Source organism: endosymbiont of unidentified scaly snail isolate Monju, assembly GCF_000801295.1.
GTDB lineage: Bacteria > Pseudomonadota > Gammaproteobacteria > Chromatiales > Chromatiaceae > MONJU.
Window position 1 is genome coordinate 400538 of the sequence record NZ_AP012978.1, and the last position, 24599, is coordinate 425136.

18 protein-coding genes are annotated in these 24599 nt (G+C 66.9%); 7 read left to right on the forward strand and 11 right to left on the reverse strand.

Features of this window, described 5'->3' with window-relative positions; all coding sequences use genetic code 11:
* Positions 1-6 precede the first annotated feature (6 nt).
* The gene (locus EBS_RS01935; RefSeq protein ID WP_043107055.1) at positions 7-1212 is read right to left on the reverse strand and encodes an ABC transporter permease; all 1206 of its coding nucleotides are present in this window, start codon (positions 1210-1212) and stop codon (positions 7-9) included.
* A gap of 4 nt (positions 1213-1216) precedes the next feature.
* Positions 1217-1978: an ABC transporter ATP-binding protein gene (locus EBS_RS01940; protein WP_052199197.1), complete on the reverse strand. Its 762-nt coding sequence runs from the start codon at positions 1976-1978 to the stop codon at positions 1217-1219.
* Positions 1979-2207: 229 nt separating this feature from the next.
* Here EBS_RS01940 and EBS_RS01945 point away from each other — a divergent pair, with 229 nt between their 5' ends.
* Genes EBS_RS01945 through EBS_RS01955 form a run of 3 tightly spaced genes read left to right on the forward strand, consistent with a single transcriptional unit; the run spans position 2208 to position 4966 of the window.
* Positions 2208-3749: a thymidine phosphorylase family protein gene (locus EBS_RS01945; protein ID WP_043107056.1), complete on the forward strand. Its 1542-nt coding sequence runs from the start codon at positions 2208-2210 to the stop codon at positions 3747-3749.
* Between the two features lies 1 nt (position 3750).
* The gene (locus EBS_RS01950; protein ID WP_043107057.1) at positions 3751-4614 is read left to right on the forward strand and encodes a ribose-phosphate diphosphokinase; all 864 of its coding nucleotides are present in this window, start codon (positions 3751-3753) and stop codon (positions 4612-4614) included.
* Between the two features lie 13 nt (positions 4615-4627).
* Positions 4628-4966, forward strand: a complete 339-nt coding sequence (locus EBS_RS01955) for a phenylpyruvate tautomerase MIF-related protein (RefSeq protein WP_043107058.1) — start codon at positions 4628-4630, stop codon at positions 4964-4966.
* Between the two features lie 249 nt (positions 4967-5215).
* On the opposite strand, the gene EBS_RS01960 is transcribed toward EBS_RS01955, so the two are convergent.
* Both EBS_RS01960 and EBS_RS12640 read right to left on the reverse strand, forming a co-directional pair.
* Positions 5216-7165 (reverse strand): vWA domain-containing protein, encoded by a 1950-nt coding sequence (locus tag EBS_RS01960; RefSeq protein ID WP_043107059.1) that lies wholly within the window; start codon positions 7163-7165, stop codon positions 5216-5218.
* Between the two features lie 31 nt (positions 7166-7196).
* Complete coding sequence (locus EBS_RS12640) at positions 7197-7904, reverse strand: sel1 repeat family protein (RefSeq protein WP_052199198.1); 708 nt, start codon at positions 7902-7904, stop codon at positions 7197-7199.
* A 76-nt stretch (positions 7905-7980) separates the two neighbouring features.
* Between EBS_RS12640 and EBS_RS12645 the strand changes: the two genes are divergently transcribed.
* Positions 7981-8595, forward strand: coding sequence for an endonuclease (locus EBS_RS12645; protein ID WP_052199199.1), 615 nt, complete (start codon positions 7981-7983; stop codon positions 8593-8595).
* A gap of 56 nt (positions 8596-8651) precedes the next feature.
* Here EBS_RS12645 and EBS_RS01975 read toward each other — a convergent pair whose 3' ends face one another.
* On the reverse strand, positions 8652-9056 hold the full coding sequence (locus EBS_RS01975; protein WP_043107060.1) for an SCP2 sterol-binding domain-containing protein: 405 nt from the start codon (positions 9054-9056) through the stop codon (positions 8652-8654).
* Between the two features lie 210 nt (positions 9057-9266).
* Here EBS_RS01975 and metH point away from each other — a divergent pair, with 210 nt between their 5' ends.
* The 3 genes from metH to EBS_RS01990 all read left to right on the forward strand — a co-directional run bounded on the left by metH (position 9267) and on the right by EBS_RS01990 (position 15567).
* Positions 9267-12956, forward strand: a complete 3690-nt coding sequence (metH, locus tag EBS_RS01980) for a methionine synthase (RefSeq protein WP_043107061.1) — start codon at positions 9267-9269, stop codon at positions 12954-12956.
* A gap of 187 nt (positions 12957-13143) precedes the next feature.
* The gene (locus EBS_RS01985; RefSeq protein ID WP_171816162.1) at positions 13144-13782 is read left to right on the forward strand and encodes a phosphate signaling complex PhoU family protein; all 639 of its coding nucleotides are present in this window, start codon (positions 13144-13146) and stop codon (positions 13780-13782) included.
* 15 nt (positions 13783-13797) lie between these two features.
* Complete coding sequence (locus tag EBS_RS01990) at positions 13798-15567, forward strand: Na/Pi cotransporter family protein (protein WP_052199200.1); 1770 nt, start codon at positions 13798-13800, stop codon at positions 15565-15567.
* Between the two features lie 24 nt (positions 15568-15591).
* Here EBS_RS01990 and EBS_RS12650 read toward each other — a convergent pair whose 3' ends face one another.
* The 6 genes from EBS_RS12650 to EBS_RS14825 form a co-directional block, all read right to left on the reverse strand.
* Positions 15592-17403, reverse strand: a complete 1812-nt coding sequence (locus tag EBS_RS12650; protein ID WP_052199201.1) for a sensor domain-containing diguanylate cyclase — start codon at positions 17401-17403, stop codon at positions 15592-15594.
* Positions 17404-17684: 281 nt separating this feature from the next.
* Positions 17685-20180 carry an ATP-dependent helicase HrpB gene (gene hrpB / locus EBS_RS02000; protein WP_043107063.1) on the reverse strand — a complete coding sequence of 832 codons (2496 nt, stop codon included), beginning with the start codon at positions 20178-20180 and terminating at the stop codon, positions 17685-17687.
* Between the two features lie 42 nt (positions 20181-20222).
* Positions 20223-21239 (reverse strand): tetratricopeptide repeat protein, encoded by a 1017-nt coding sequence (locus EBS_RS02005; protein ID WP_043107065.1) that lies wholly within the window; start codon positions 21237-21239, stop codon positions 20223-20225.
* The gene (locus EBS_RS02010) at positions 21236-21856 is read right to left on the reverse strand and encodes a tetratricopeptide repeat protein (protein WP_043107068.1); all 621 of its coding nucleotides are present in this window, start codon (positions 21854-21856) and stop codon (positions 21236-21238) included. The genes EBS_RS02005 and EBS_RS02010 overlap by 4 nt, the downstream gene beginning before the upstream one ends.
* Positions 21853-23970: an urea transporter gene (locus EBS_RS02015; RefSeq protein WP_052199202.1), complete on the reverse strand. Its 2118-nt coding sequence runs from the start codon at positions 23968-23970 to the stop codon at positions 21853-21855. Before EBS_RS02015 ends, EBS_RS02010 begins: the two co-directional genes overlap by 4 nt.
* 10 nt (positions 23971-23980) lie before the next feature.
* Entirely contained in the window at positions 23981-24508 is a 528-nt protein-coding gene (locus EBS_RS14825; RefSeq protein ID WP_331711244.1) for a type III PLP-dependent enzyme domain-containing protein, read from the reverse strand.
* Between the last annotated feature and the right edge of the window lie 91 nt (positions 24509-24599).

Here is a 24599-nt window from a genome sequence, read left to right on the forward strand (position 1 = left end):
CGACGGTTACAGTTCCCGCAACCCCTCCGAGGGCTCGATGCGCGCCGAGCGCAGGCCGGCCAATGCGGCAGCGAGCACCGCGGCGGTCACGGTCAGTCCCAGCGCCCAGGCGTAGTGTTCGGGCAGCAGCACGCAGACCTGCTGGCCGTCGGCGAGCTGGTCGGAGAGCATGTCGTTGATGGCCCAGGCGGCGCCGCGATAGATGACGATCGCCAGTCCCCAGCCGAATACCGCGGTGTAGAAGGCCTGCACCACGGGGAACCAGACGATGTCCCCGGTGCGGAAGCCGACCAGGCGTAGTACCGACAGCTCGCGGCGCTTGCGGTCCACGTTGGCCCACAGGCTGGCGCCGAGTGACAGCGAGAAGCCGACCAGGCCGATGATGGCGATGGCCCAGTAGATGGCGCTGAGGTTGCGGTCCATCTTCATCACCAGTTCGATGTCGGCGGCGCGGGTGCGCACGTCGATGCCCTGTTCGGCGAGCAGGGCCTTCAACGGCGCCACGTCGTAGATGGAGCGCGCGTACAGGCGGAAGCCCGGGTAGCTGCGTTGCTCGGGTGGGGGGACGCCCTTCCAGCCCAGGGCGGGCACGGCGTGGCCGTCGCGGAAGTCTTCCAGCGCCTCGAGCAGCACCAGGTCGACGAAGGCGCCGTCGCGCGCGAAGGCTGACTCGGGCGCCACGGCGACCACTTCCAGCGGCAGATGGACGCGCTCGCGCCGGCCCTGGTAGCGCCGTGCCAGGCTGCCGTCGATGATATCGCCGGCCTGTACCTTGAGTTTCTGCGCGGCGCTGTGCGAGAGCACGATCCGGCGCAGGCCTTCGGGGGTGACGCCCAGGCCATGCAGCAGCGGGTCATTGTGATCCGAGGGGATCATCTCGGCATCGAGGATGCGCCCGGCCTTGTCGGATCGCAGTTGCAGGGTGGCGGCGATCGAGCGGGTGCGCGGCACCAGGAACGCCACATCCGGACGCTTGCGCAGGGCATCCAGCCAGGCAATGTCATGGTGGCCGCTGCCCACCGGGCGGATCTCGCGGTTTGCCGGGTCCTCGATGAGCTGCTCGAGCATGCCGCCGATGATGCCGAACTTGAGCCCGAACAACACCAGCATGGGGCCGAGCACCGCCGCCAGGGCCAGCGCGAAGCAGCCGGACATCTGCCATTCGTGGAAGTAGTCGCGGCTCGCCAGACGAATGATCTTGAACAAACGCATGGGCCTACCCGTTGACGACCGTCTCGGTGGTGCGTCCATCCGGCGAGCGCTGGGTGTGGTGAGCGAGCCGGCGCAGGCCCAGACGCTTGATGTGCCGCCAGGCGTGGCTGGCGACGATCACCGTGATGTTGCGCTCCTCGGCCAGGCCGATGAACAGCGACATGATCTTCTCCGCGGCAAAGGGATCGATCGAGGCAGTGGGCTCGTCGGCGATCACGATGGACGGTTCGTGCGCCAGTGCCCGGCCGATGGCCACACGCTGGCGCTCGCCGGTGGACAGGGTTTCGGGCAGCTTGTCCAGGTGGCGGGCGATACCCAGCTCGCGCGCCAGCTCCTCGATCACCGTGCCTTCCTTCAGTCCCAGCACGCTGCGCGAGAGGTTCATGTTCTCGCGCACCGTGAGATAGGGCAGCAGGCCGCCGGTCTGCATCACGTAGCCGATGTGCTGCTTGCGCAGCTCGCCCAGGCGGTTGAGCTGGTGGCGCTTCCAGAAGGCCCCCACGTCGATGGGCTCGCCGGTGTTCTCCGGGCGGAAGCGGAAAGCGCCGATGCCGGTCGGCTGGGCGATGAAGGCCAGGATATCGAGCAGGGTCGACTTGCCACAGCCCGACTCACCGATCAGCGCGATCTTCTCTCCCTGGGCGATCTGCAGCGAGGGCACGTTCAGGCGGAAGGAGATCCCCTGGGACTCGCGGTCCAGCACCACGTCACGCAGGTGGTAGATGATGCCGCGGTCGCGGCTTGGGCTGGTGAGGAAACTGCTCAAGGTAAATCGGTCCGCTGCGGTTCGGGGGGGGCGCTATTGTACTGTGCGAACCGCCCTGGGGAACCGGAAATGGGGCCCGTTTCCGCTTCGCCCCGCGCATTGTTCGCGGCGAGGTCGCCGCTCCTGCCGGCAGGAGGCCCGTCCCCGGGCCGAATGTTTGCTTGACCTGCGGCATGGCGAGGCGGGCGGTGCTCGGCCATACTGGGGATGGAATTCCTGGAGCATCGGCATGGCCCGGACTCGTCAGACCCTCAAGCTGCGGCGTGTCGCCATCGACACCTTTCGCGAGAACGTGGCCTACATGCACCGCGAGTGCCCGGTTTATCGCGCCGAGGGCTTTCAGACCCTGGCCAAGATCGAGATCGGCGCCGGGCGCAAGCGGGTGCTGGCGGTGCTCAACGTGGTGGACGATGCCACCCTGGTGGCGCCCGACGAGCTGGGCCTGAGCGAGCAGGCCTTCGATCAGCTCGGACTCAAGGAGGGGCGCCCGGTGCGCGTGGCGCATGCCCGGCCGCCGGCCTCGCTGGCGGCGGTGCACCGCAAGATCGCCGGTGAGGAGCTGGGCTACGAGGAGTTGCGCGCGCTGGCGCGCGATATCGTGGACAACCGCTATTCCAAGATGGAGATGGCGGCCTTTCTGGTGGCCTGCGGCCAGAACGGCCTGAGCCGCGAGGAGGTACTGTCCCTGACCCGCGCCATGGCCGATACCGGCGACCGCCTGGACTGGGGCGAACCGCTGGTGGCCGACAAGCACTGCATCGGTGGCATACCGGGTAATCGCACCAGCATGCTGGTGGTGCCCATCGTGGCGGCGCACGGCATGCTCATCCCCAAGACCTCCAGTCGTGCCATCACCTCGCCGGCGGGCACAGCCGACACCATGGAGCTGCTGGCCGAGGTCGAACTCAGCCCGCGCCGGCTGCGCCAGATCGTGCGTCGTCAGCGCGGCTGCCTGGCCTGGGGCGGTACCGCGCGGCTGGCGCCGGTGGACGATATCCTGATCTCGGTCGAGCGCCCGCTCTCCATGGACTCCCCGGGACAGATGGTGGCGTCCATCCTGTCCAAGAAGGTTGCCGCCGGCTCCACCCACCTGTTGCTGGATATTCCCATGGGACCGACCGCCAAGGTGCGGCGCACGCAGGACGCGGTGGCCCTGCGCAAGCTGTTCGAGTTCGTGGGCGACCGCATGGGTTTGCACGTCGAGGTGGTGATCACCGACGGCAGCCAGCCGATCGGGCGCGGCATCGGTCCCTGGTTCGAGGCGCGCGACGTGATGCAGGTGCTGCGCAATGACTCCGAGGCGCCGCAGGACCTGCGCCAGAAGGCCTTGCGGCTGGCCGGGCGTATCCTCGAGTTCGATCCCGACATCCGTGGTGGCCAGGGTTATGCCATCGCACGCGACATCCTCGACTCGGGACGCGCCCTGGAGCGCATGCAGGCCATCATCCGGGCGCAAGGGGCGGTCGAGACCCCGCCGGCGCCCGGCCACCTCTGCCAGCGGGTGCGTGCCCCGCGCGCCGGTTACGTGACCGCCATCGACAACCTGCGCATGGCGCAGATCGCGCGACTTGCTGGTGCGCCCATGGACAAGGGGGCCGGCGTGGATCTGCACCGCAAGCTCGGCGAGCGGGTGAGCAAGGGCGAGGTGCTCTACAGCATCCATGCCAATTTCCCTTCCGACTTCCGCTTCGCGGTGGTGGCAGCCGAGGAGGACAGCGGTTTCACCATCGACCGTTCCCGGCCCGAGCCGCTGGAAAGTGGAGTGTTCTGAGATGTTGCTGGCCTTTCCCGAGTACCGCGAGCCGGCACGGCGGCTGGCCGCCGCGGCCGGGCTGGACTATGCCGAGGTGGAGCTGCACCGCTTTCCCGATGGCGAGACCCGGGTGCGCCTGCCGCCGGAGTTGCCCGATTCGCTAGTGTTGTGCCGCAGCCTCGACCACCCCGACGACAAGCTGGTGGCGCTGCTGCTGGCCGCCGAGGGTGCGCGCAATCTCGGTGCGCAACGGCTCACCCTGGTCGCCCCCTATTTGTGCTACATGCGCCAGGATCGCGCCTTCCATCCCGGCGAGGTGGTCAGCCAGCGGGTGATCGGCGGCCTGCTGGCCCGCTACTTCGATGGTCTGGTCACTGTCGATCCGCACCTGCACCGCGTGCATTCGCTGGCCGAGGCGGTGCCCCTGGCGCACCCGCGGGCGCTCAGCACGCGGGATCCCATCGCGGATTTCCTGCGTGAGCGGGCGCCGGATGCCCTGCTGGTGGGGCCGGATGCCGAGTCCGAACAATGGGTCTCGGCGGTGGGCCGGCGTGCTGGCCTGGACTGGCGCGTGGGCGAGAAGACCCGACGGGGCGACCGCGAGGTGAGCATTCGCCTGCACGGCGATTTCGCCGGGCGGCACGTGGTGCTGGTGGACGACGTGGCCAGTACCGGCCGCACCCTGGAGGTCGCCGCGCGCAAGGTGCTCGATGCCGGCGCGGCGGTGGTCTCGGCGATGGTCACCCATGCCTTGTTCGCGGACGACGCGGCCGAGCGCCTGCGCGCGGCAGGGGTGCACGAGATCTGGAGTACCGATAGCATTCCTCATCCGAGCAACGTCATCGCGCTGGCGTCCCTGCTGGCCGCCGCGCTGCAGGAATGAGGAGGAGAGCACCATGCCGTTGTTGAAGATCAATACCAACCGCACCGTCGAGGCGACCGATGCGGTATTGCAGGCGGCCTCGCGCGCGGTGGCCGAGATGCTGGGCAAGCCGGAACGTTACGTGATGGTGGAACTGCACGCCGATCTGCCCATGAGCTTTGCCGGCACTACCGAGCCACTGGCCTATCTCGAACTCAAGAGCATCGGCCTGCCGGAGGAGCGTACCGCCGAATTCTCCGCTGCCCTCTGCCGCCTGATCGACGAGCAACTGGGGATACCCGCCGAGCGGATCTACATCGAGTTCAGCGACGCCCCGCGCCACCTCTGGGGCTGGAATGGCGCGACCTTCTGACTCTCATGACGCGGGTCGCCCACACCCCTGATCATGGAAGATGCGTATGTGCCCCTTGATATTCACCACAGAGGACACAGAGCGCACAGAGCTCATGATGGCAAAAGGCAAGGCGCGGATCTTCCTGCAGGTGGATCATCGGTTCGTCGGTCGCGGGTTGCAGCCCCGCCGGGGCACAACCCCGTCGGGACAACCTCCAACTTCACCCCCTCCGTGATCTCTGTGTCCTCTGTGGTTAATCCGCCCAAATCAGGGCAGCATTTCCAGGGGCACGGGGAACACCGAGTCGCCGTCCACCGGGCCGCCGTCCAGGCTCACCCAGAGGTCGGTGTGGTCGTGCAGGGCGCGGTAATAGGCGATCTTGTCTTCCAGGCGTTGCAGGAAGGCGATCTGTTCGCGCGCCGGCCAGGACTCCCAGTCGGCCAGCGACAGGTTCATCACCTCGCCGGTGTAGGGGAGGTCCTCGATATACTCGCGCATGAAGCCCAGGTCGGCCAGGCTGTTGCCCTCGCCGGCGGTGGTGGCGGTGGTTTCGCCGAGTTGCTCGGGATCACGCGCGATGGTGGCGGCCAGGCTCTTGAGTTCGTTGAGGAAGTTGTCCGGCGACAGCAGGCCTTCCTCGGCGGTGGCCAGCACCTGGCGCAGGATGTCGTGCAGGTCGGAGAGCTGGTCACGGGTCAGCAGCACCTGCACGTCCAGGGTGCGCTTCTCGGGGTTTGCGATGTCGTGGTCGAGCAGCCAGGCGTTGAACACCCGGGGGATGCCGCCCCCCGCGGTCTTTTCCAGGTAGCGCATGCGCAGCGCGTAGCCCAGCTTGGCGATCTTGCCCTTCAGCTCGGCCAGTTGCGGGTTGTCGGGTGCGGCCGGTTCGGGCTCCACCACGGGTTTGGCCGGACGCTGTTGTCCGGTGGCCGCGACCTGCACCTGCAGGGTGATCTGGCCGGCGATGGTGTCGAGCACCCGGCTGAATTCTTCCACGTCGCCGGTCGGCACGCCGTAGTACAGGCTGCCCACGCCCGGGAAGCGGGACAGTTCGCGGTAGGCGCGCGCCGCCGCTGCGTGGTCGGCCAGGCTGGCGGGGGTGAGCAGGTGCATCACGAAGATGGCGATGCCCTTCTCGCGCGCCAGGCGGCGCAGCTGCTCGGCACTCTTGCCGGTGGTCGAGAGCGGGTCGTCGGGCCCGCGCGGGCGTGCGTCGGTGACCAGCACGATGTAGCGCGCGGCATGACCTTCCCAGTCCATCTCCTCAATGGCCTTGAGCACCCCGGCATAGGCGTCCTCGCGGAAGTCCTGACTGGAGATCTGCGCCGCCTTCAGGGTGTTGACCTGTTGCAGGAAGGTACCGGGATTGCGCCCCTGCTCCAGGGTGACATAGGTGCGGGCCAGGTACTCAAGTCCCGGTGCGGCCTTCGGGTTGTCGCGGAAGGCGATCAGGCCGAAGTTGACATTGCCCAGCAGGCCGGCGTCCTCCAGGGTGTCGTAGATCTTCATCACCGCCTCGCGGGTCCGGTCGATATAGGGGTCCATCGACAGGGTGGAGTCGATCACGAACACCAGGCCGGCGTTGTAACCAGGCACGCCAGCCGGCTGCTTCGCGTCCGTCTTCGGTCTTGCGGCGGGTTTCGGCTTCGCGTCCTGAAGGGGCACGCTGGCGACCTTGAGCATGCGCGCCTGCTCGTTGCCCAGGTAGATGTCGCGATGCTCGAGGATGGGCACCAGGTAGAAGTCCTTGCGGATGTCCAGCTTGCCGGGCGGCTGGATGGCCACCACCGGGGAGTCGGGCAGCGAGCGCCCCTCGAGTGCGGTGCGGTAGAGGGAACGGTAGCGTTCGGGGTCGCCGGCGACCTGCTCGAGTGCGCTGGCACTGCGGAACAGCAGGGCGCGGTTGTGATCCTTCGGTTCGCGGAAGGCCACGGTCAGGCCCTGGTTCCAGGCGATGGTGTCGCCGGTCTTCAGCCAGCCCTCTAGAGTGCCGTGGCGGTCGGTGCCGACCTGTACCCAGCCGTTCTTGCGTGCATAGACGTAATACGCGGTGAACGGCGTGGTGGGCCGGCCCTCGCCCGCTTCGGGGGCTTCGTGCAGCCGGCCGCCGGGCACCACCAGCACGCGCTGGTAGAGTGCCTGCTTGCCCGGCATCAGCAACGGGGTGTCGGCTGCCGAAAGTGCAGGGGCGACCAGCATCGTGGCCAGCCACAGCATCAGGAGAGATATCCGGGTCGCTTTCATCGGTTCACTTCCATTGCAACATCAGGCGTTGAGCCTGTTCGTCGCCGGCCGCAGCGGCCTGTTCGACGCGTGCGCGTAGTCGGGCCTGTGCCTGCCGGGCCTCGTCGACGCCGGCCGCGGCCGCGCGGCCATACCATTTGTGGGCCTGCAGGGGGTCGGCCTGCGCGAACAGCCCGCCCTCATGAAAGCTGGCCGGATCGGCGGCTCGCGCCAGCTTCATGGCCGCGGGGCCATGGCCCTCGCGTGCAGCAAAGAAATACAGCAACAGGGCATCGTCGGTGCGCCCGGACTGTTCGAAGTCCCGGGCCGCCTGCCAGGCGCGCTCCAGATCCGGACTCCCGGCGGTGCGCAGTTCGCGGATCAGGCGCCGCGCGGCCGCGCCGGGGCGGTCGTCTGCGAGCGGGGGGGTGGAGGGGGTGTCTGCTACGCCCGACGGTGTTGCCGTTTCGCTGGTCGCAGGCTCGCTCGCGTGTTCTGCGGTCTGTACCTTGCCGGTCTCGGGCGAGGCCGGGGCGGCCTGTTTTTCGAGCAGGCTGGGGCGCTCGATCGGGCGCGTCGATGACGGTGTTTCCTGCTCGTCCTTGCGGCCGGGCACCAGCATCACCGCGATCACGGTGATGACGATGACAGCAAGGATCAGCTTGCCGGCGTGGCTCTGGTGTTTCGGTTCACCCGTTTGTGTCGGGTCGATGTCCTGATCCTCTGCTTCCACCTGCTTGACTCGCTCTGCGATCCTCGGGAAAGTCGGGATTATCCTGCCGAGAAGGCGAATGTGCAAAGGAGGGATCATGCTCGTACAGGGAAGACGTTGGTTCGTCGTGCTGTTGTTGTGGGTGGGTCTGGCGAATGCCGACTATCTGGAAACCATTCCGCAATTCTGGCGCAACCTGTATCCGGATGGCGGCACCGGCCTGTATTGCGGCAAGCGTTTCGGTGCCTACGACCGCCACTACAACATCGAGCACGTGTTCCCCATGGGCTGGGTGGCGCGCCAGTTGCGTTGCGGCGATCGTGACCAGTGCCGGCGGCGCAGCGCATTGTTCAACCGTATCGAGTCGGATATGCACAACATGTACCCGGCGCGCAAGGACCTGAACCGCGAGCGCGGAAGCTACGCCTACGGCATCATCAAGGGAGAGCGCTGGGTCGAGCGCGGCTGCGATTTCGAGCTGGATCACCGCCGTCATCGCGCCGAGCCGCGCCCAAAGGTGCGCGGCGACATCGCGCGTGCCATGCTCTACATGGCCGACACTTACGACCTGGAGCTGTTCCGCCGCCAGCGCGAGTTGCTGGAGCGCTGGCATCGCGCCGATCCCCCGGATGCCGCGGAGCGCCGGCGCAACCGCATCATCCGTCGCGTGCAGGGGCGGGGGAATCCCTGGATCGAGAGGCAGAGACCTTAGATGAGACCGTACCCTCCCTGACAGGGTTGTGGGCCCTGCCAGGGGGGCGTGGGGAATCAGTCGGTTTCGATCTTGCCCATCAGGGCGAAGCTCTTGACGAAGGGGCCGGCCATGCGCGGGTCCTTGATCATGCTCTTGAAGTCGCCCTTGAGGAACTTCAGCTTGCCCATGGCGAAGGCGGTGCCCAGGCCGGTCATGCCGATGCCGTCCTTCGCCCATTTCTTCCAGTCCTTGGGCTTGGCGCGCATGTCCCAGTCGGGGTCGCTGCCGTCGTAACTGCCGGCCTCGACGCATTCGCCATTGACCACCTTGAAGATGCCGCGCGGCTGGTCCTCGCCCTTGAAGCCGCAGGCGATCACCGAATTGAAGCCGATCTCGGCCAGCTTGTCCTTCACTTCCGGTTCGGTGTTCCAGGCATCCTTGAGCGCCTTCATCCATTCGTCGGAAAAGAGTTCTGCCATTTTCTGTCCTCCTCGAGGTCGTGGATGCCATGGGGGCATCGGTACTGCCGATCCGGTGGTCACCGGGCGCCGCCCACTGGCGCCCGGCTATTCAAGCACAAACCGGCATGCGCTTCCCGTGACCTTCGTTGATGGGGGTTCCGGGGCTTTCGCGGTGTCCGGGGTTGCGGCCTGTATAATGCGACGTTTTGATTCCGCGGCCCGAGCATCATGCAACCCGACCGTACCGAAGAACTCCGAGAGCTGCTTGCCCGGCGCATCCTGATCCTGGACGGCGCCATGGGCACCATGATTCAGCGCCACGGGCTGGAGGAGGCCGACTACCGCGGCGAGCGCTTCGCCGACTGGCCTTCCGAGCTGAAGGGCAACAACGACCTGCTGGCGCTCACCCTGCCGCAGATCATCCGCGGCATCCACGAGCAGTACCTGCAGGCGGGTGCCGACATCATCGAGACCAACACCTTCAACGGCACCAGGGTGTCGATGTCCGACTACGGCATGGAAGATCTGGCCTGGGAGATCAATCACGCCGCCACTCGCCTGGCGCGCGAGGTGGCCGACCAGTACAGCACGCCCGAGAAGCCGCGTTTCGTCGCCGGGGTGTTGGGACCGACCAGTCGTACCCTGTCGATCTCGCCGGACGTGAACGATCCAGGCTACCGAGCCATCACCTTCGGCGAGCTGGAGGCCCAGTATCACGAGGCGACGGATGCCCTGGTGCGGGGCGGGGCCGACATCCTGCTGATCGAGACCATTTTCGACACCCTCAACGCCAAGGCGGCGATCTTCGCCGTCGAGCGCTACTTCGAGGAGAAGGGCATCCGCCTGCCGATCATGATCTCGGGCACCATCACCGACGCTTCCGGGCGCACCCTCTCCGGGCAGGTCACCGAGGCCTTCTACAACAGCCTGCGCCATGCCCGGCCGATCTCCATGGGCCTGAACTGTGCCCTGGGGCCGGACCTGCTGCGTCAGTACGTTGAGGAACTCTCGAGGGTGTCCGAGACGTATGTCTCGGCGCACCCCAATGCCGGTCTGCCCAACGAGTTCGGCGAGTACGACCTGGGCCCCGAGGCGATGGCCGCCGAGGTGGCCGAGTGGGCGGCATCGGGTTTTCTCAACATCGTCGGTGGCTGCTGTGGCTCCACGCCCGAGCACATCGCTGCCATCGCCGCGGCGGTGGCCGACAAGGCGCCGCGTGCCTTGCCCGCGATCGAGCCGGCCTGCCGCCTGTCGGGGCTGGAGCCGTTCAACATCACCGAGGACTCGCTCTTCGTGAACGTCGGCGAGCGCGCCAATGTGACCGGTTCCGCGAAGTTCAAGCGTCTGATCCTCAACGAGGAATACGAAGAGGCGCTGGACGTGTGCCGTGCCCAGGTCGAGGATGGCGCACAGATTGTCGACGTCAACATGGACGAGGGCATGCTCGATGGCAAGGCGGCGATGGTGCGCTTCCTCAACCTGATGGCCGCCGAGCCGGACATCGCGCGCGTGCCGGTGATGATCGACTCGTCCAAGTGGGAGATCCTCGAGGCCGGCCTGCAATGCGTGCAGGGCAAGCCCATCGTCAATTCCATCTCCATGAAGGAGGGCGAGGACAAGTTCCGCGAGCAGGCGCGGCTGTGCCGGCGCTATGGCGCGGCGGTGATCGTCATGGCCTTCGACGAGCAGGGTCAGGCCGACACCTTCGAGCGCAAGATCGAGATCTGCGAACGTGCCTACCGCATCCTGGTCGATGAGCTCGATTTTCCCGCCGAGGACATCATCTTCGACCCCAACATCTTTGCCGTGGCCACCGGCATCGAGGAACACAACAATTACGCGGTGGACTTCATCGAGGCCACGCGCTGGATCAAGCAGCACCTGCCGCATGCGCTGGTCTCCGGCGGCGTGTCCAACGTGTCCTTCTCCTTCCGCGGCAACAACCCGGTGCGCGAGGCCATCCACGCGGTGTTCCTGTATCACGCCATCCAGGCCGGCATGGACATGGGTATCGTCAATGCCGGCCAGCTCGCGGTCTACGACGAGCTGCCCGAGGAGCTGCGTAACGCGGTCGAGGATGTGATCCTCAACCGTGATCCCGAGGCCGGCGACCGCCTGGTCGACCTGGCCCCGAAGTACGCCGGCGACGGCAGCACCGCCGAGAAGAAGGACGACCTCGAATGGCGCGGCTGGGACGTGGTGGAGAAGCGGCTCGAATACGCGCTGGTCAAGGGCATCACCGAGTACATCGACGAGGACACAGAAGAAGCGCGGCAGAAGCTGGGGCGTCCCCTGGATGTCATCGAGGGGCCGCTGATGGCCGGCATGAACGTGGTCGGCGACCTGTTCGGGCAGGGCAAGATGTTCCTGCCACAGGTGGTCAAGAGCGCGCGGGTGATGAAGAAGGCGGTGGCCTATCTCGAACCCTTCCTCGAGGCCGAGAAGGCCGAGTGCGGTGCCGAGGCCGCAGGCAAGGTGCTGATGGCCACGGTCAAGGGCGATGTGCACGACATCGGCAAGAACATCGTCGGCGTGGTGCTCCAGTGCAACAGCTACGAGGTGATCGACCTGGGTGTGATGGTGCCGGCCGACAGGATACTGCAGACCGCGAAGGACGAGGGTGCCGACATCATCGGCCTGTCCGGCCTGATCACTCCCTCGCTGGACGAGATGGTGCACGTGGCGAAGGAGATGAAGCGCCAGGGCTTCACCATCCCGCTGATGATCGGCGGGGCCACCACCTCCAAGGCGCACACCGCGGTCAAGATCGAGCCCGAGTACGAGCACGGCGTGGTCTATGTGCCCGATGCCTCGCGCGCGGTGGGCGTGGCCTCGGCGTTGCTCTCGGACGACCAGAAGCCCGCTTTCCTCGCCGCGCTCAAGGAGGAGTATGAGCAGGTGCGCCAGGCGCGTGCCGGCAAGCAGAAGCGCCAGGACCTTGTGACCCTGGAGGAGGCACGGGCCAACCGCACGCCCATCGACTGGTCGCAGGCGCCCATCGTGCCGCCACGCCATCCCGGCATCACGGTGCTCGACGACATCGACCTGCACGAGATCGTGCCCTATATCGACTGGACCTTCTTCTTCCATGCCTGGCAGCTGCGCGGGCGTTTTCCGAAGATCCTCGACGACCCCGAGAAGGGTGAGGAGGCGCGCAAGCTGTATGCCGACGCCCAGGCCATGCTCGAGCGCATCCTCGACGAGGGCTGGCTGAAGGCATGCGCGGTGGTCGGCCTGTTCCCGGCCAATGCGGTGGGCGACGACATCGAGATCTATACCGACGAGACGCGCAGCCAGGTGCGCACGGTACTGCACAATCTGCGCAAGCAGGGCCGCCAGCCCGAGGGCAAGTACAACGAATCGCTGGCCGACTACATCGCGCCGAAGGAGACTGGTATCGCCGACTGGATCGGCGGTTTCGCCGCCACCGCCGGCATCGGCATCGATGACAAGCTGGCCGAGTTCGAGGCCGATCACGACGACTATCAGGCGATCATGCTCAAGGCGCTGGCCGACCGTCTGGCCGAGGCGCTCACCGAGTGGCTGCATCGCAAGGTGCGTATCGAGCTGTGGGGTTATGCCGCAGACGAGAATCTGGACAACGACGACCTGATCGCCGAGCGCTACCAGGGCATCCGTCCGGCCATGGGCTATCCCGCCTCGCCGGATCACACCGAGAAGGACCTGCTGTGGGAGCTGCTGGACGCCCAGGCCAACACCGGCATCTGGCTCACCGAGAGCAAGGCCATGGTCCCCACCGCCGCACTTTCCGGCCTGTACTTTGCGCACCCCGAGGCGCGCTACTTCGCAGTCGGCAAGATTGCCCGCGATCAGATCGAGGACTATGCCCGGCGCAAGGGCATGCCGGTGAAAGAAATCGAAAAATGGCCGGGGCAGAACCTGGCCTATGACAACTGAGGAGCGGGCGTTGGGCGTTTTCATGCATAACGAAGCGATGATCTACCTGCCTGGGCTGGCGAGCCTGCTGCCGTTGCTGTAGACAAGGATTCGACGAGCACACGCGATGCCGGCGCTGTTCGACGGGTGAAATATTCGGGCTAAGCTTGATACAGGCCCTTCCGGCAACGAGGTATCGAGGTGAATGATGGCAGGCAGTGAGCTTCGGCCGGTGGACCCGGCGCGCATCCAGGACAAGCTCGACCAGATGGTCGAGCTGGCACGGGGCGAGCTGGAACTGGCATTGATGGCGCTCGAGACCCAGGCGCCCGAGCAGGCGCAGGCAGTGATGGAGCGCGATGTCGGCCTGGGCCAACTCTATCGTATCGTCGAGCAGGCCTGCCTGGACGCGCTGGCGGGCGAAGGTCGTTCCGTCGAAGCGCGCGAGGTGGTCGGTTGCCTGCAGATAGCCGGCGAGCTGGTGCGTATCGGCGGGCATGCCCGGGACATTGCCGCCATCGTGCTGGCCATGGATTCGGCGGATTTCTCCGGCCCAATGGAAAAGCTCTCGCGCATGGGCGACCTGGTACTGGAGATGCTGGCCCAGGTCGGCGAGGCAGTGACCAATCGCGACCTGTCACTGGCACAGCGGGTGGCTGCCGAGGACCGCGAGGTAGATGAACTGGACGAGGAGACCGTGTCCAGCCTGCTGATGACACTGATGACCGCACCCGATCGCAGCATGCACTCTACCCATCTGTTGTGGATCGCCTATCACCTCGAGCGCATCGGCGACCGGGTCGGCAACATCGCCGATCGTGTCGACTTCATGGCAAATGTTTCGTGAGCCTGCCGCGCTGAAATGCGTCGCCTGCTGCTCCCGACCATCCTGGCGGTCCTGGCCTATGGCTTCTGGCTGAGTCCGGATTTTCGCGAGATCAGCGCCGGGGTGGCGATCTTCCTGTTCGGCATGCTGTCGCTGGAGGAAGGGTTCAAGGCCTTCACCGGCGGTGGCCTGGAGGGAGTGCTGCGGCGAACCACCGGGACGCTCTGGAAGTCCCTGGGTTTCGGCATCGTCACTACCGCACTCATGCAGTCCAGCTCGCTGGTCTCGGTGATCACCATTTCCTTTCTGAGTGCCGGACTGTTGGGGCTGCGTGAGGGCATCGGCATCATTTTCGGCGCCAACCTGGGGACCACCACCGGCGCCTGGCTGATCGCCGGCCTGGGGCTCAAGGTGAAGATCGCCGAGTATGCCATGCCTCTGCTGGTATTCGGTGTCATCCTGCTGTTGCAGCGCGGCCGGACACTGCGCGGCGCGGGCTATGTGCTGGCCGGCCTGGGCTTCCTGTTCCTCGGTATCCACTACATGAAGGAGGGGTTCGAGTCCTTTCGGGCGCTCATCGATCTCACTCGTTACGCCTTGCCGGGATGGCAGGGGCTGTTGAGCTACACCGCGCTTGGCCTGCTGGCCACCGTGATCCTGCAATCCAGTCACGCTACCCTGGTGCTCATCCTCACCGCCTTGTCCAGCGGCCAGATCACCTACGAGAATGCCCTGGCGCTGGCCATTGGTGCCAATCTCGGCACCACCATCACCGCCGTGCTGGGTGCGATCGGCGCCAATGCGGCCGGGCGTCGGCTGGCGGCCGCGCACGTGCTGTTCAATCTGGTCACCGGCCTGGTGACCATCCTGCTGATGCGTCCCATCCTGGTGGTGGTGGAGTGGCTGGCAGGCGGGCTGGGGCTGGCGGACGGTGAATACACTCTGCGGCTGGCCCTGTTCCACACCCTGTTCAACCTGCTCGGTATCGCCATCATGCTGCCGCAGACAGAACGCCTGCTGGCCTGGCTGAGCAGGCTGTTCCGCACCCGCCGGCCCCGCGTGGTGCGTGCGCGTTATCTCAACGCCGCGGTACTGGAGGTGCCCGACGCGGCCATGGCCTCGCTGCGCAAGGAGATGCGTCACCTGTTCGAGCAGGCCTTCGGCATCCTGGCGCACGGCCTCAACCTGCACCGCGAGACCCTCGTCTCGGATTTCGATCTCGATCGTCTGATCGAGGCACCGCCACGGCAGGGAGACTACGACATCGAGGCCCATTACGAGCGCAAGCTCAAGCAGCTCTACAGCGACATCATCGACTTTGCCAGCCGCCTGCGCGCGCAACTGCCGGAACGCCGCGAGGCCGATCTGCACGCTCTGCGCAATGCCGCCCGTGGCATCGTCGAGGCGGTCAAGGAGGTCAAGCACATGCGTGGCAACCTGGTGCGTTACACCGGGCACGAGAATGCGTACATCCGTGGTGAGTACAATCGCCTGCGGGCCATGCTGGCGCGCATATTGCGCCTGATCCATCGGTTGGTGGTCGAGCGCCGCCCCGATGTCGGTGAAGCGGCGCTGGAGCGGCTGGCTGCAGAGGTCCGGCAGGCCGAGACGGCCCTGGACGAGCGCCTGGACCAGTTGATCCGCCACCAGCGCATCACCTCCCGGATGGCCACCTCGCTGATGAACGATGCCGGTTATGCCTTCAATGCGGCCAGGGCGCTGATCCGTGCGGGTGAGGTGCTCTACCGCGCTGCCGCGGACGAACCGCCGCGTCAGCGTTCGGTCGAACAGGGACTGCGCGGCTGATCAGCCTTCGGCGCGGGCGTTGTCTCAGGTCGTCGGTTCCCAGCATGCCACCCGGTTGCGGCCTTCGGCCTTGGCCCGGTAGAGCGCCCGGTCGGCGCGGCTGAGCAGCTGGGTGAGGGTGAGCGGGCGGTCGTCCGGCAGGGCCACGCCGATGCTCACTGTGGGTTGGTAGGTCTCGCCGTCATCCAGCGACACCCGCAGTTGCTCCACGGCATGACGCAGGCGTTCGGCCAGTTCCAGCGCATCGCCCGCCTGGAGACAGTGCATCAGTACGGCGAACTCCTCGCCGCCCAGACGACCCAGCAGGTCGTCGCTGCGCAGCCCTTCGTGGATGCGACGGCTGACCTGGCGCAGCACCTCGTCTCCGGAGAGATGGCCGAAGCGGTCGTTGACCTGCTTGAAATGGTCCAGGTCGAGGATCAACAGGGCGCTGTGGGTAGGTGCCTCGGCCAGCTTGCGCTGGGCGCGCTCGAACAGGGCGCGGCGGGTGAGCATGCCGGTCAGCTCATCGGTGGAAACCATGTGTTCCAGCGCATCCTCTTCGCGCTTGCGCTCACTGATGTCCTGCAACACGGTGAGCACGTAGTCGCCATCGTCGGGCATCAGGGCGGCGGTCAGCAGTACCCAGCGTTCGCGTCCCTCGGCGGTCTTGATGCTGACCTCGTACTGGCGCGCCACGCCGTCGTTGTGCAGGCGTTCGATCAGCTCTGTTCGATCCTTCGGGTTACAGTAGAAGTCGACGGTGCTGGTGCCGATCAGGCGATCGGGCGTTGTGTCGAACAGTTCTGCCGCTGCTTCGTTCACCTGTTCCACGTAGCCGTCGCTGGCGCGGCTCATGACCATGGGTGCGGGCAGGGCCTCGATGATGCGCTCCAGGCGTGCGTGGCTTTCGGTCAGCTTGCGTGTACGGTCGCGTACCTGGCGTTCCAGCTCTCGGGTGAGTTCACGCAGCAATTCATTGGCGTGTCGTCTTTCCTGGTCGAGGGTGCTGATCACCAGTACCAGTGCACCGAGCAGGCCGATGCGCAACTGCAGGATGGTGATCGCCTGCTCCTTGTCGATCGAGGCCAGGGGCCCCGTGCCCGAGAGGGTGCCGGCCACCATGATGACGAAGGTCAGGGCCAGCAGGGTGTAGGCATCGCGCGGGTGCAGGCGCAGTGCCGCCCAGGCCAGCGGCAGGAGGGTGATGGGCAGGGCCTCGTTGGTGATGGATTGCTGCAGGTGACCGGCGGGTAACAGGTAGAGCCAGGCGGCCGAGGCGAACAGCAGAGCGGCGGTGATCACCAGTTCGACGGCTGACTTGGGTGGATGCCGCCAGGGCGGAGCCTGGAGCCATAGCAGCAGGGCGGGTGCCAGCAGCACTGAGCTGGTGGCATCACCGATAGCCCAGCTGATCCAGGTGGCGGAGAAGTGCTCTGGCCCAAGCCCTTCGAGGTTACGTATTCCGGTGGCGCCGAAGAAACCGCTGAGTGCCCCGTTGAGCAGGACGAACAGCAGGAAGAAGGCCGTCACGTTGCGTACCCGGTCGAACACCTTGGCGGGATCGGGCTCGATCCGACGGAAGATCTCCCAGGCCAGCAGGGGCGAGAGGGTATTGCCCAGGGTGACCCAGAGTGCTCCCGGGGTGCTCCACCCCAGCAGCAGGTCGTTGGCGGCCCAGGAGCCGAGTACGATGCCGGGTACCCAGCGCCAGCCGCCGAGCAGTACGGCGGTCACGGCCAGGGCGGTGGAAGGCCAGATGGGGGCAGGCTGGGCGAATGCCAGGGACACCAGCCAGGCCAGGCTGGTATAGGCCAGCGCTATCAGCAGATTGATGCCAAGGAAGGGCCAGGTCATAGCGATTGTGCCCGGCAGCATGATGCGGGCCCGCACGAGATCTCGCCAGCCGGTTCGGATTGTCGGGTGATCAACAGCACGTCCCTGGTCCTTGTCCTGTTCAGTTCGAGGGCGCGGAAGCGGGGACGGTGCCCGTTCCGCCGGTTTGTCCGCCTGCGCGGGCGGGGCATGCTCACGGTACGCAATATAGTCTGTCTGTAGTCTTTTGCCATGCGCAACGCAGCCGGGAGGACAGCGGCAGTTGCCGTTGAAACTTGAGATCGGGAACCTGTTCCCGCAACTCAACTCCTGGGCTTCCGTCCCGGTCGGCAGGGGGCGGCGTTCAGTGGGTCTTCGGGCCAGTGGTGCTTTGGGTAGCGGCCTCGCATCTCCTTGCGTACCTCGGTATAGGCATGGGTCCAGAAGTGCGCCAGGTCGCGGGTCACCTGCAGGGGGCGGCCGGCGGGCGAGAGCAGGTGCACGACCAGGGGAATGCGCCCTCCGGCGAGGCGCGGGGTTTCGCGCTCGCCGTAGAGTTCCTGCAGGGGCACGCGCAGCACGGGGTCGCCGTCCTCGGGGTAGTCGATGGGACGACGACTGCCAGCGGGGGTCTGGTAGTGCTCGGGCAGCAGGGTATCGAGCTGCCGGTTTCGCTCCCAGCCGAGCCACTGGCGCAGCGCCCCGGCCACGTCTACCCGGCGCAGCGCGCGCAGGCTGGTGATACCGTCCAGCCAGGGAACGAACCAGTCTTCGAGTCGAGCCAGCAGGGCGGGGTCGGTGCAGTCCGGCCACTCTTCCCCGAGGTACCGGCGCAGCAGGGCGATGCGTCCTTGCAGGTGGCGCAGTGCGGGGGCCTGGTCGAACAGGTCCAGTCCGCGTTTCCGCACCTGCTCGAGCAGCAGGGGGACGGGATCGTCTTCGGCCACGAGTGGTACCGCCTGCTCGCGCAGCGACAGCGGACCGAGACGCTGGCAGAGACGCGCGCTCACGGCCTGGCGCTGCGGGTCCCAGCGCAGTTCGCGGACTGTTTCCAGCCAGTCGGCGAAGTCCCGTGCCAGTTCGTCTGCCTGCAAGGCCGCGGCCAGCCAGATACGCGCCTCACGCCGCCCGGCATCGAGCCTGGCTACGGCCAGCAGACGCTCGCCGCGCAGGCTGTCGTGTTCGGGCAGCACGGCGCCGCACCCGTTGCGCAGGCGAAAGCGTGTGCCGCCGTCTTCGCGCGCCAGGGCGATGCGCTCGGGAAAGGCGCTGGCCAGCAAGGGGCCCGGGCCGTGCAGGGTGCCGGCCTCGCTGCCATCGAGCAGGCGCGCCAGTTGCCGGCTGGCCTGCGCGATGTGCGCCAGCGCACCGGGATTGCTGTCATCCGCGGCGCGGCGTTCGCGCCATGCGGCCAGTCGTTGCAGACGCGGAACCAGGTCGCAGGGCGGAGGTTCACCGTTGCGGCTCCGCAGCGGGTCGCGTTCGCTCAGCAGGGCGGCCAGGTCACAGGCGGTCTGGCGCGCGTCGGTGCTGGCGGCCAGCAGCATGCGGGCCAGGCGAGGATGCAGCGGCAGGCGCAGCATGGCCTGGCCCGTTGTGGTGATGCGGCCGCCATCGTCCAGTGCGCCGAGCTGTTGCAGCAGCTCGCGCGCCTGTGTCCAGTGCGCCAACGGCGGTGGGGTCACCCATTGCAGCGCGTCGGGTGAGTGCACCCCCCAGCCGGCCAGCTCCAGTACCAGCGGTGCCAGATCGGCTTCGAGGATCTCGGGCGGGGAGGCCTCTTCGAGCCGCGCCTGCCGCGTCTCGGTCCAGACGCGATAGCAGTCGCCCGAGGCCTGGCGTCCGGCGCGCCCGGCACGTTGCAGGGCCGAGGCCTGCGAGATGCGACGGGTCTCCAGCCGGCTCAGGCCGCTGTTGGGATCGAAGGCGGGCTTGCGTGTCAGTCCCGAGTCGATCACCACGCGAATGCCTTCGATGGTGAGGCTGGTCTCGGCGATGTCGGTGGCCAGTATCACCCGTCGGCCCTCTCCCTCCCCACGAATGATGGCGTCCTGCTCGGCGGGTGGCACCTCGCCGTGCAGGGCCTGCACGCGCACGCCCTGTGTATCCAGGTCGGCCAGCGCCTCGGTCAGGCGGCGGATCTCGCCCTTGCCCGGCAGGAACACCAGCAGGTCGCCGGGATGTCGGCTCAGCGCCTCGCGCACTACCCGTTCCAGTACCCGGGGCAGCTCGCGCGGATCGGGATCACGCGGCAGATGGTGCATCGCCACCGGATATGAACGGCTCTCGGTCTGCAACCACGCCGCGCCCAGCTGCCCGGCGAGCGTCTCGCCGTCGAGTGAGGCGGACATCAGCAGCAGGCGCAGGTCTTCGCGCAGCCCGTCGGCCACATCGCGACACAGTGCCAGCGAGAGGTCTGCTTGCAGGTTGCGCTCGTGAAACTCGTCGAAGATCACCAGGCCCACGCCGGACAGCTCGGGATCGGCCTGCAGGCGGCGCAGCAGCAGGCCCTCGGTGAGCACCTCGATACGGGTGTGCGGGCCGATGCGCCGGTCGAAACGCACCTGGTAGCCCACGGTCTCGCCGATCTTCTCACCGAGCAGTGTCGCCATGCGGTGCGCGGCCATGCGCGCTGCCGGGCGGCGCGGTTCGAGCATCAGGATGCGTTGCCCTGTCAGCCAGGGGGCATTCAGCAGCGCCAGCGGCACCAGGGTGGTCTTGCCTGAACCCGGGGGCGCGCCGAGCACCAGGTGGCCTTCGGCCAGGCGCTCGGCGATCTCGGGCAGGGCCGGGGTGATGGGCAGATCGGGCAGGGACATGTGTGGATGACTGGGAGGCGGTGACGACCTGGCAAGTCTCGCTCAGCGTCCGCCCGATTGCATGCGTCGCTGTTCCTCGAGCAGCGGCTGTACCTCGGCCAGCCCCCGGGTGGCGAGCAACTGGCCGGGCTCGGCGGCGAGCGCCTGTTCGAAGGCGCGGGCGGCGTCCTCAAAGCGGCCCTGGTAGAGCCAGACATAGCCCAGGTTGGCCAGGTAGAGGGGGTCGTTGTCGCCGGTATCGACCAGCTCGCGGTAGACGCGTTCGCTCAGCTCGAGGTCGTTGCGCGCGAGCAGCAGGCGATTGAGGGTGACCACCAGTTCGGGGTCATGGCGGCTGGTGCGCAGACCGGCGATGGCCTGTTGCAGGGCGTCCTCGACATTGCCACGGCGTTCGGCAACGGCGCTCAGGCCGGCGTGACAGAGGTGGCAGCGGACATCGTGCTCCAGACCGCGCGAGAAGGCGCGTTCGGCGGTCTCGAGGTCGCCGCGCGCCAGCGCGACCCAGCCGCGACCGACCCAGGGCAGGGTGTTCCAGGTCTGCATGATGCCGGTGGCGATGGAGATGTACTCGGCATCCTCGAAATACAGGGCCTCCTCGGTCTTGTCGAACCAGTCGGCAGCCCGGTCGAGTTCGCCTCGGTAGAAGGCCAGCCAGCCGCGTGCAGCGAACAGCATGGGTCGCTGGTGCTGGCCCATCCAGCGCTCGGCGCGATCCAGCAGCGGTGGCACCTTGTCGAAGCGGCCGCGTTTCATCATCACCCAGGCCTCGCCCAGCCAGGGGTGGAAACGCGAGGGCTGGTCTTTTTGCATGGCGCGGAACTCGCGCAGCGCCTCCTGGTAATGAGCGAGCTGGAACCAGGACCAGGCGTGCAGCACGCGGTCCTGCCAGGAGGCGCTCGCCTTGCCGGTCAGTTGCAGGGTGCGGACGTAGTCCTTGGCCCCATAGGCCTCGAGGACGGCGTTGCCGCCGCTCGGACGTTCGAGCGTGGTCTGGCAGGCTGCCACCCACAGGGCCAGCAGGAAGATGGGGAAGCGCAGGGGATGCCTCATGGTGTTCATTTGTCGTCCAGCTTCAGATAACGGCGCGCCGCCGGGTTCTCCGGATCGAGGATGAATACCGCGTGATACAACCGGGTCGCCTCGTCGGTCTGCCCCTGAAGGGCATGCACTGCGGCGAGCTCGGCGAGGAAGCGCACGTCCGCGGGGTAGACTGCCAGCATGCGTTCGGCGACCGTGCGCGCGGCTTCGTATTTTTTCTGTCCCTTCAGCGCGAGCAGCAGGCGCAGGTTGCCATAGTAGTTGTACAGGTCGGTGCGCAGCACCTGGGTCGCCACCTGTTCGGCGCGGCCATAGTCGTGCTGTGCCAGCAACGGCAGCAGCAGGCCGAGGCGCGCCTCCAGCGAGGCGGGAACGGCCTTGATCGCCTGGCGGTAGTGCTTGCGGGCATTGGCATGGTGGCCGGCCAGGTAGTGTAGCCAGCCCATGCGCAGGTTGACCGTGTAGGCCTCGGGATAGCGTTCGAGTACGGCGGCCAGCGCCTTCATGGCGTCGTCGTATTTCTGTACCCGTTCGTAGGCCAGTGAGCGATGGTAGGCGTCCGTGACCCAGGTGTCGTCCGATGCGGCCAGCGCCAATGCCGAGCAGAGCAGCAGGGTGGCGAGCAGTCCGTGTTTCATGATGGTGTCTCCCGGGGGGCTGTGATGTCGGTATCCGTGTCTCCATGTGTCGGCTGGAGAGGGCGCATCTGCAGTACCTGTCCGTTGGATTCGATGCGTTGCAGCAGGCCCTGCCCCTCGGCGAGCAGGATGTGGAAGGTCTCGCGCGCGCCCTGGCGGTCGCTGGTCTCGCCCTCGATCTCGCGGCGGCCGACGAAACGTGCCTGGTAATCGATGCGACCGAGGTCGGGGGCGAGCAGGCGTGCCAGGTTGAGCAGGTGCCGGGAGGCGCGATTCTCGTGCACTGCCATCGGCAGTACGTCCTTCCACCACAGGCCCGGCTGGTGGCTCAGGGGGAGTCGTGGCAGGTAACGGAACAGCGCCGCCAGCAGCGGGTCATGACCCTCGAGCCGGTAGAAATAGAACTGGCCGGTGTCACGGTGAAAGAACAATTGTGCCTTTCCGCTGTCGAGGCAGGTTTCGCCCGCCGCGTTCATGCGCACGTGCAGCTCGCGCGTCTCGCCGACCTGGTTCTCCAGGCGCCAGCGGCTGTCGAGGACCAGTGCGGTGGCGGTCAGCAGGTGGTCGTCGGGATGCAGTGGTGCGACGCGGTCGCCTTCGGCGGGTACGGCGGCGGGAACGAAACGCCCGCCCGATTTGCGATAGTCCTGTACCAGGAAGGGCAGGGTCGCCTCGCCCGGCATGGCGCCGGCCTGGACATGCAGGTGGATGTGCGGCTGTGGCGAGTAGCCGGAGTTGCCACACAGGCCGAGGCGGGTGCCGGGTTCCACCCAGTCGCCGGCCTTGACCTGGAGGCTGTCCTGGGCGAAGTGCGCGATGATCACGTGCCAGCCAGCACCGGTGTCGATGCTTACCCAGTTGCCCCAGTTGTCGCGCTCGTTGAGCTTGCCGGGGGCGTTGTCCGGCACGCCGTCGTGGACCATGGCCACCCGCCCGCGCACCGGCGAGAGCACCGGTTTGTGCCAGGCGTGGTAGTCGGTCAGCGCCAGGCCGTCGCCGCGGAAGCTGCTGTCGTTGCGCAGCATGAGGAAGTCCAGGGCGTGGGTCTGCAGGCCCTGGTGGGTCCAGCGCCCGTCGAAGCCCTGCCAGACCGACCACTCGCCGCTGAAGGGCAGTACCACGCGCTTCGGTTCCAGTGGAAAGCGATGGCGCCGGTTGAGGTGGTCGTCGAGGGTGTCTTCGGGCGTGGCGCCGATGCGATCGGCCACCATGGGGTAACCGACCAGGATCAGCACGTAGAGCAGGCTCAGGGTCACCAGGTTGAACGGCAGGGTGAAGGCCGGCAAGCCGTACAGTGCCCAGAACAGCTTGACCGCGCTCATCAAGAGGGCGGCGAGCATGACGCCGACCGCGGCGATCGCCAGGCTGCGCCGCGAGGGCACCAGGAAGACGCCACCGAGCGCCATGGCGATGAGGATGAAGTTGAAGTTGTTGGGGTCCAGGTAGGCGCTGTCGGGCGCGCCTTGCATCAGCGCCACCAGGCCGGTGCCCACCAGGTAGCCGAGCACCGCCAGCAGGAACAGGATGCGCGAGTACAGCAGCAGCACCAGGGCGAATATCAGGCCGGTGAGCGGATAGGGCAGGAACAGGATGGCACCCAGTGCACGCAGGAAGCCGTCGATGACGGTTGGCAGTGCCTGTGGGGTCCAGGCCGCGAGCAGCCCGGCATCCTCGCGCACCAGCAGGTTGCTGTAGCCCAGCGAGGCCAGGTAGACCACCATGCTGATGATCACGAAGGGCAGGCTGAGAATGGGCAGTTGCAGGAACTGGCGGAACAGGCTGTTGAGTATCAGGCTCAGGTTCAGACTCATTACGCCCGCGGTGGCGGCGAGCAGCAGACTCAGTGGCGTGATCTGGAACAGGCTGCCGATGCCCAGCCCGGTGAGCAGGGCGTTGTAGGTAAAGAAGCCCGTTTCGAGAAACGCCGCCCCCATGCCGATGAAACTCGCAAAGGCATGGGCGGCGGCGACCGAGACCAGCCCCGCCGTGCCCACCGAGGGTACCGTGAAGGTGGCTGCCAGCATCAGCGCGCCCGGCCAGGCGCGTTGCAGGAACAGGATCTCCGAGTAGCTGTCGGAGAGGCTGCGGACGAGCGACAGGAGACGGTCCGGCATCGTGCGGTGTTCAGTCGGCCAGGTGTGCGGGCAGGCGTTCGGGCGCGGTCATCATCGCCAGGTCTTCGCGCTCGCGGATGACATGGGGCTTGCCGTGCTCGTCGATGAGCACGATCGCCGGTCGGTACTCGATGAACTGCATCCACTGGGTGACGTTGTAGGCACCTACCGGTGACAGGGTCAGGCGGGTGCCGCGCGGCATGTGCGGCAGCATGGCCGCCTCGTCGATCACGTCGATGTTCATGCACAGCGGACCGTTGAGGATCGCCGGTTCGTTCATGCCCAGGAGTTCGCGGTCGGGCTCGATGGTGAAGTTGTACCAGGTCGAGGTGTAGAGCAGATTGACCCCGGCATCGAGCACGTAGGCGCGGCGGCCGTCGGGCAGGCGCTTGCTGGCGTTGACCGTGGTGATCAGGTAGCCGGCCTCGTCCACCATGGCGCGGCCGGTCTCGAGTACCAGCTCCGGCAGTTCGCCGGGACGCAGCGCGTTGTACAGGCCCTCGGCGATCTTCTCGGCAAAGGCCTCCACCGGCGGCACCGCCACCTCGGGGGGGGAAGTACACGCCCTTCAGGCGACTCTTCGAGGGCAAGCCGCCGCCGATGTCGTAGTAGCGCAGGCTGTAGCCGAA

Bases quoted from the DNA above. Each gene is read 5' to 3' on its own strand.
- EBS_RS01975 (WP_043107060.1), bottom strand. From the start codon at position 9,056: ATGGCAGAACTCTTTTCCGACGAATGGATGAAGGCGCTCAAGGATGCC.
- EBS_RS01950 (WP_043107057.1), top strand. From the start codon at position 3,751: ATGTTGCTGGCCTTTCCCGAGTACCGCGAGCCGGCACGGCGGCTGGCC.
- EBS_RS02015 (WP_052199202.1), bottom strand. From the start codon at position 23,970: ATGCCGGACCGTCTCCTGTCGCTCGTCCGCAGCCTCTCCGACAGCTAC.
- EBS_RS01945 (WP_043107056.1), top strand. From the start codon at position 2,208: ATGGCCCGGACTCGTCAGACCCTCAAGCTGCGGCGTGTCGCCATCGAC.
- EBS_RS01935 (WP_043107055.1), bottom strand. From the start codon at position 1,212: ATGCGTTTGTTCAAGATCATTCGTCTGGCGAGCCGCGACTACTTCCAC.
- EBS_RS02005 (WP_043107065.1), bottom strand. From the start codon at position 21,239: ATGAACACCATGAGGCATCCCCTGCGCTTCCCCATCTTCCTGCTGGCC.
- EBS_RS01985 (WP_171816162.1), top strand. From the start codon at position 13,144: ATGGCAGGCAGTGAGCTTCGGCCGGTGGACCCGGCGCGCATCCAGGAC.
- EBS_RS01990 (WP_052199200.1), top strand. From the start codon at position 13,798: ATGCGTCGCCTGCTGCTCCCGACCATCCTGGCGGTCCTGGCCTATGGC.
- EBS_RS12645 (WP_052199199.1), top strand. From the start codon at position 7,981: ATGCTCGTACAGGGAAGACGTTGGTTCGTCGTGCTGTTGTTGTGGGTG.
- EBS_RS01955 (WP_043107058.1), top strand. From the start codon at position 4,628: ATGCCGTTGTTGAAGATCAATACCAACCGCACCGTCGAGGCGACCGAT.
- EBS_RS12650 (WP_052199201.1), bottom strand. From the start codon at position 17,403: ATGACCTGGCCCTTCCTTGGCATCAATCTGCTGATAGCGCTGGCCTAT.
- hrpB (WP_043107063.1), bottom strand. From the start codon at position 20,180: ATGTCCCTGCCCGATCTGCCCATCACCCCGGCCCTGCCCGAGATCGCC.
- metH (WP_043107061.1), top strand. From the start codon at position 9,267: ATGCAACCCGACCGTACCGAAGAACTCCGAGAGCTGCTTGCCCGGCGC.
- EBS_RS02010 (WP_043107068.1), bottom strand. From the start codon at position 21,856: ATGAAACACGGACTGCTCGCCACCCTGCTGCTCTGCTCGGCATTGGCG.
- EBS_RS01960 (WP_043107059.1), bottom strand. From the start codon at position 7,165: ATGCTGTGGCTGGCCACGATGCTGGTCGCCCCTGCACTTTCGGCAGCC.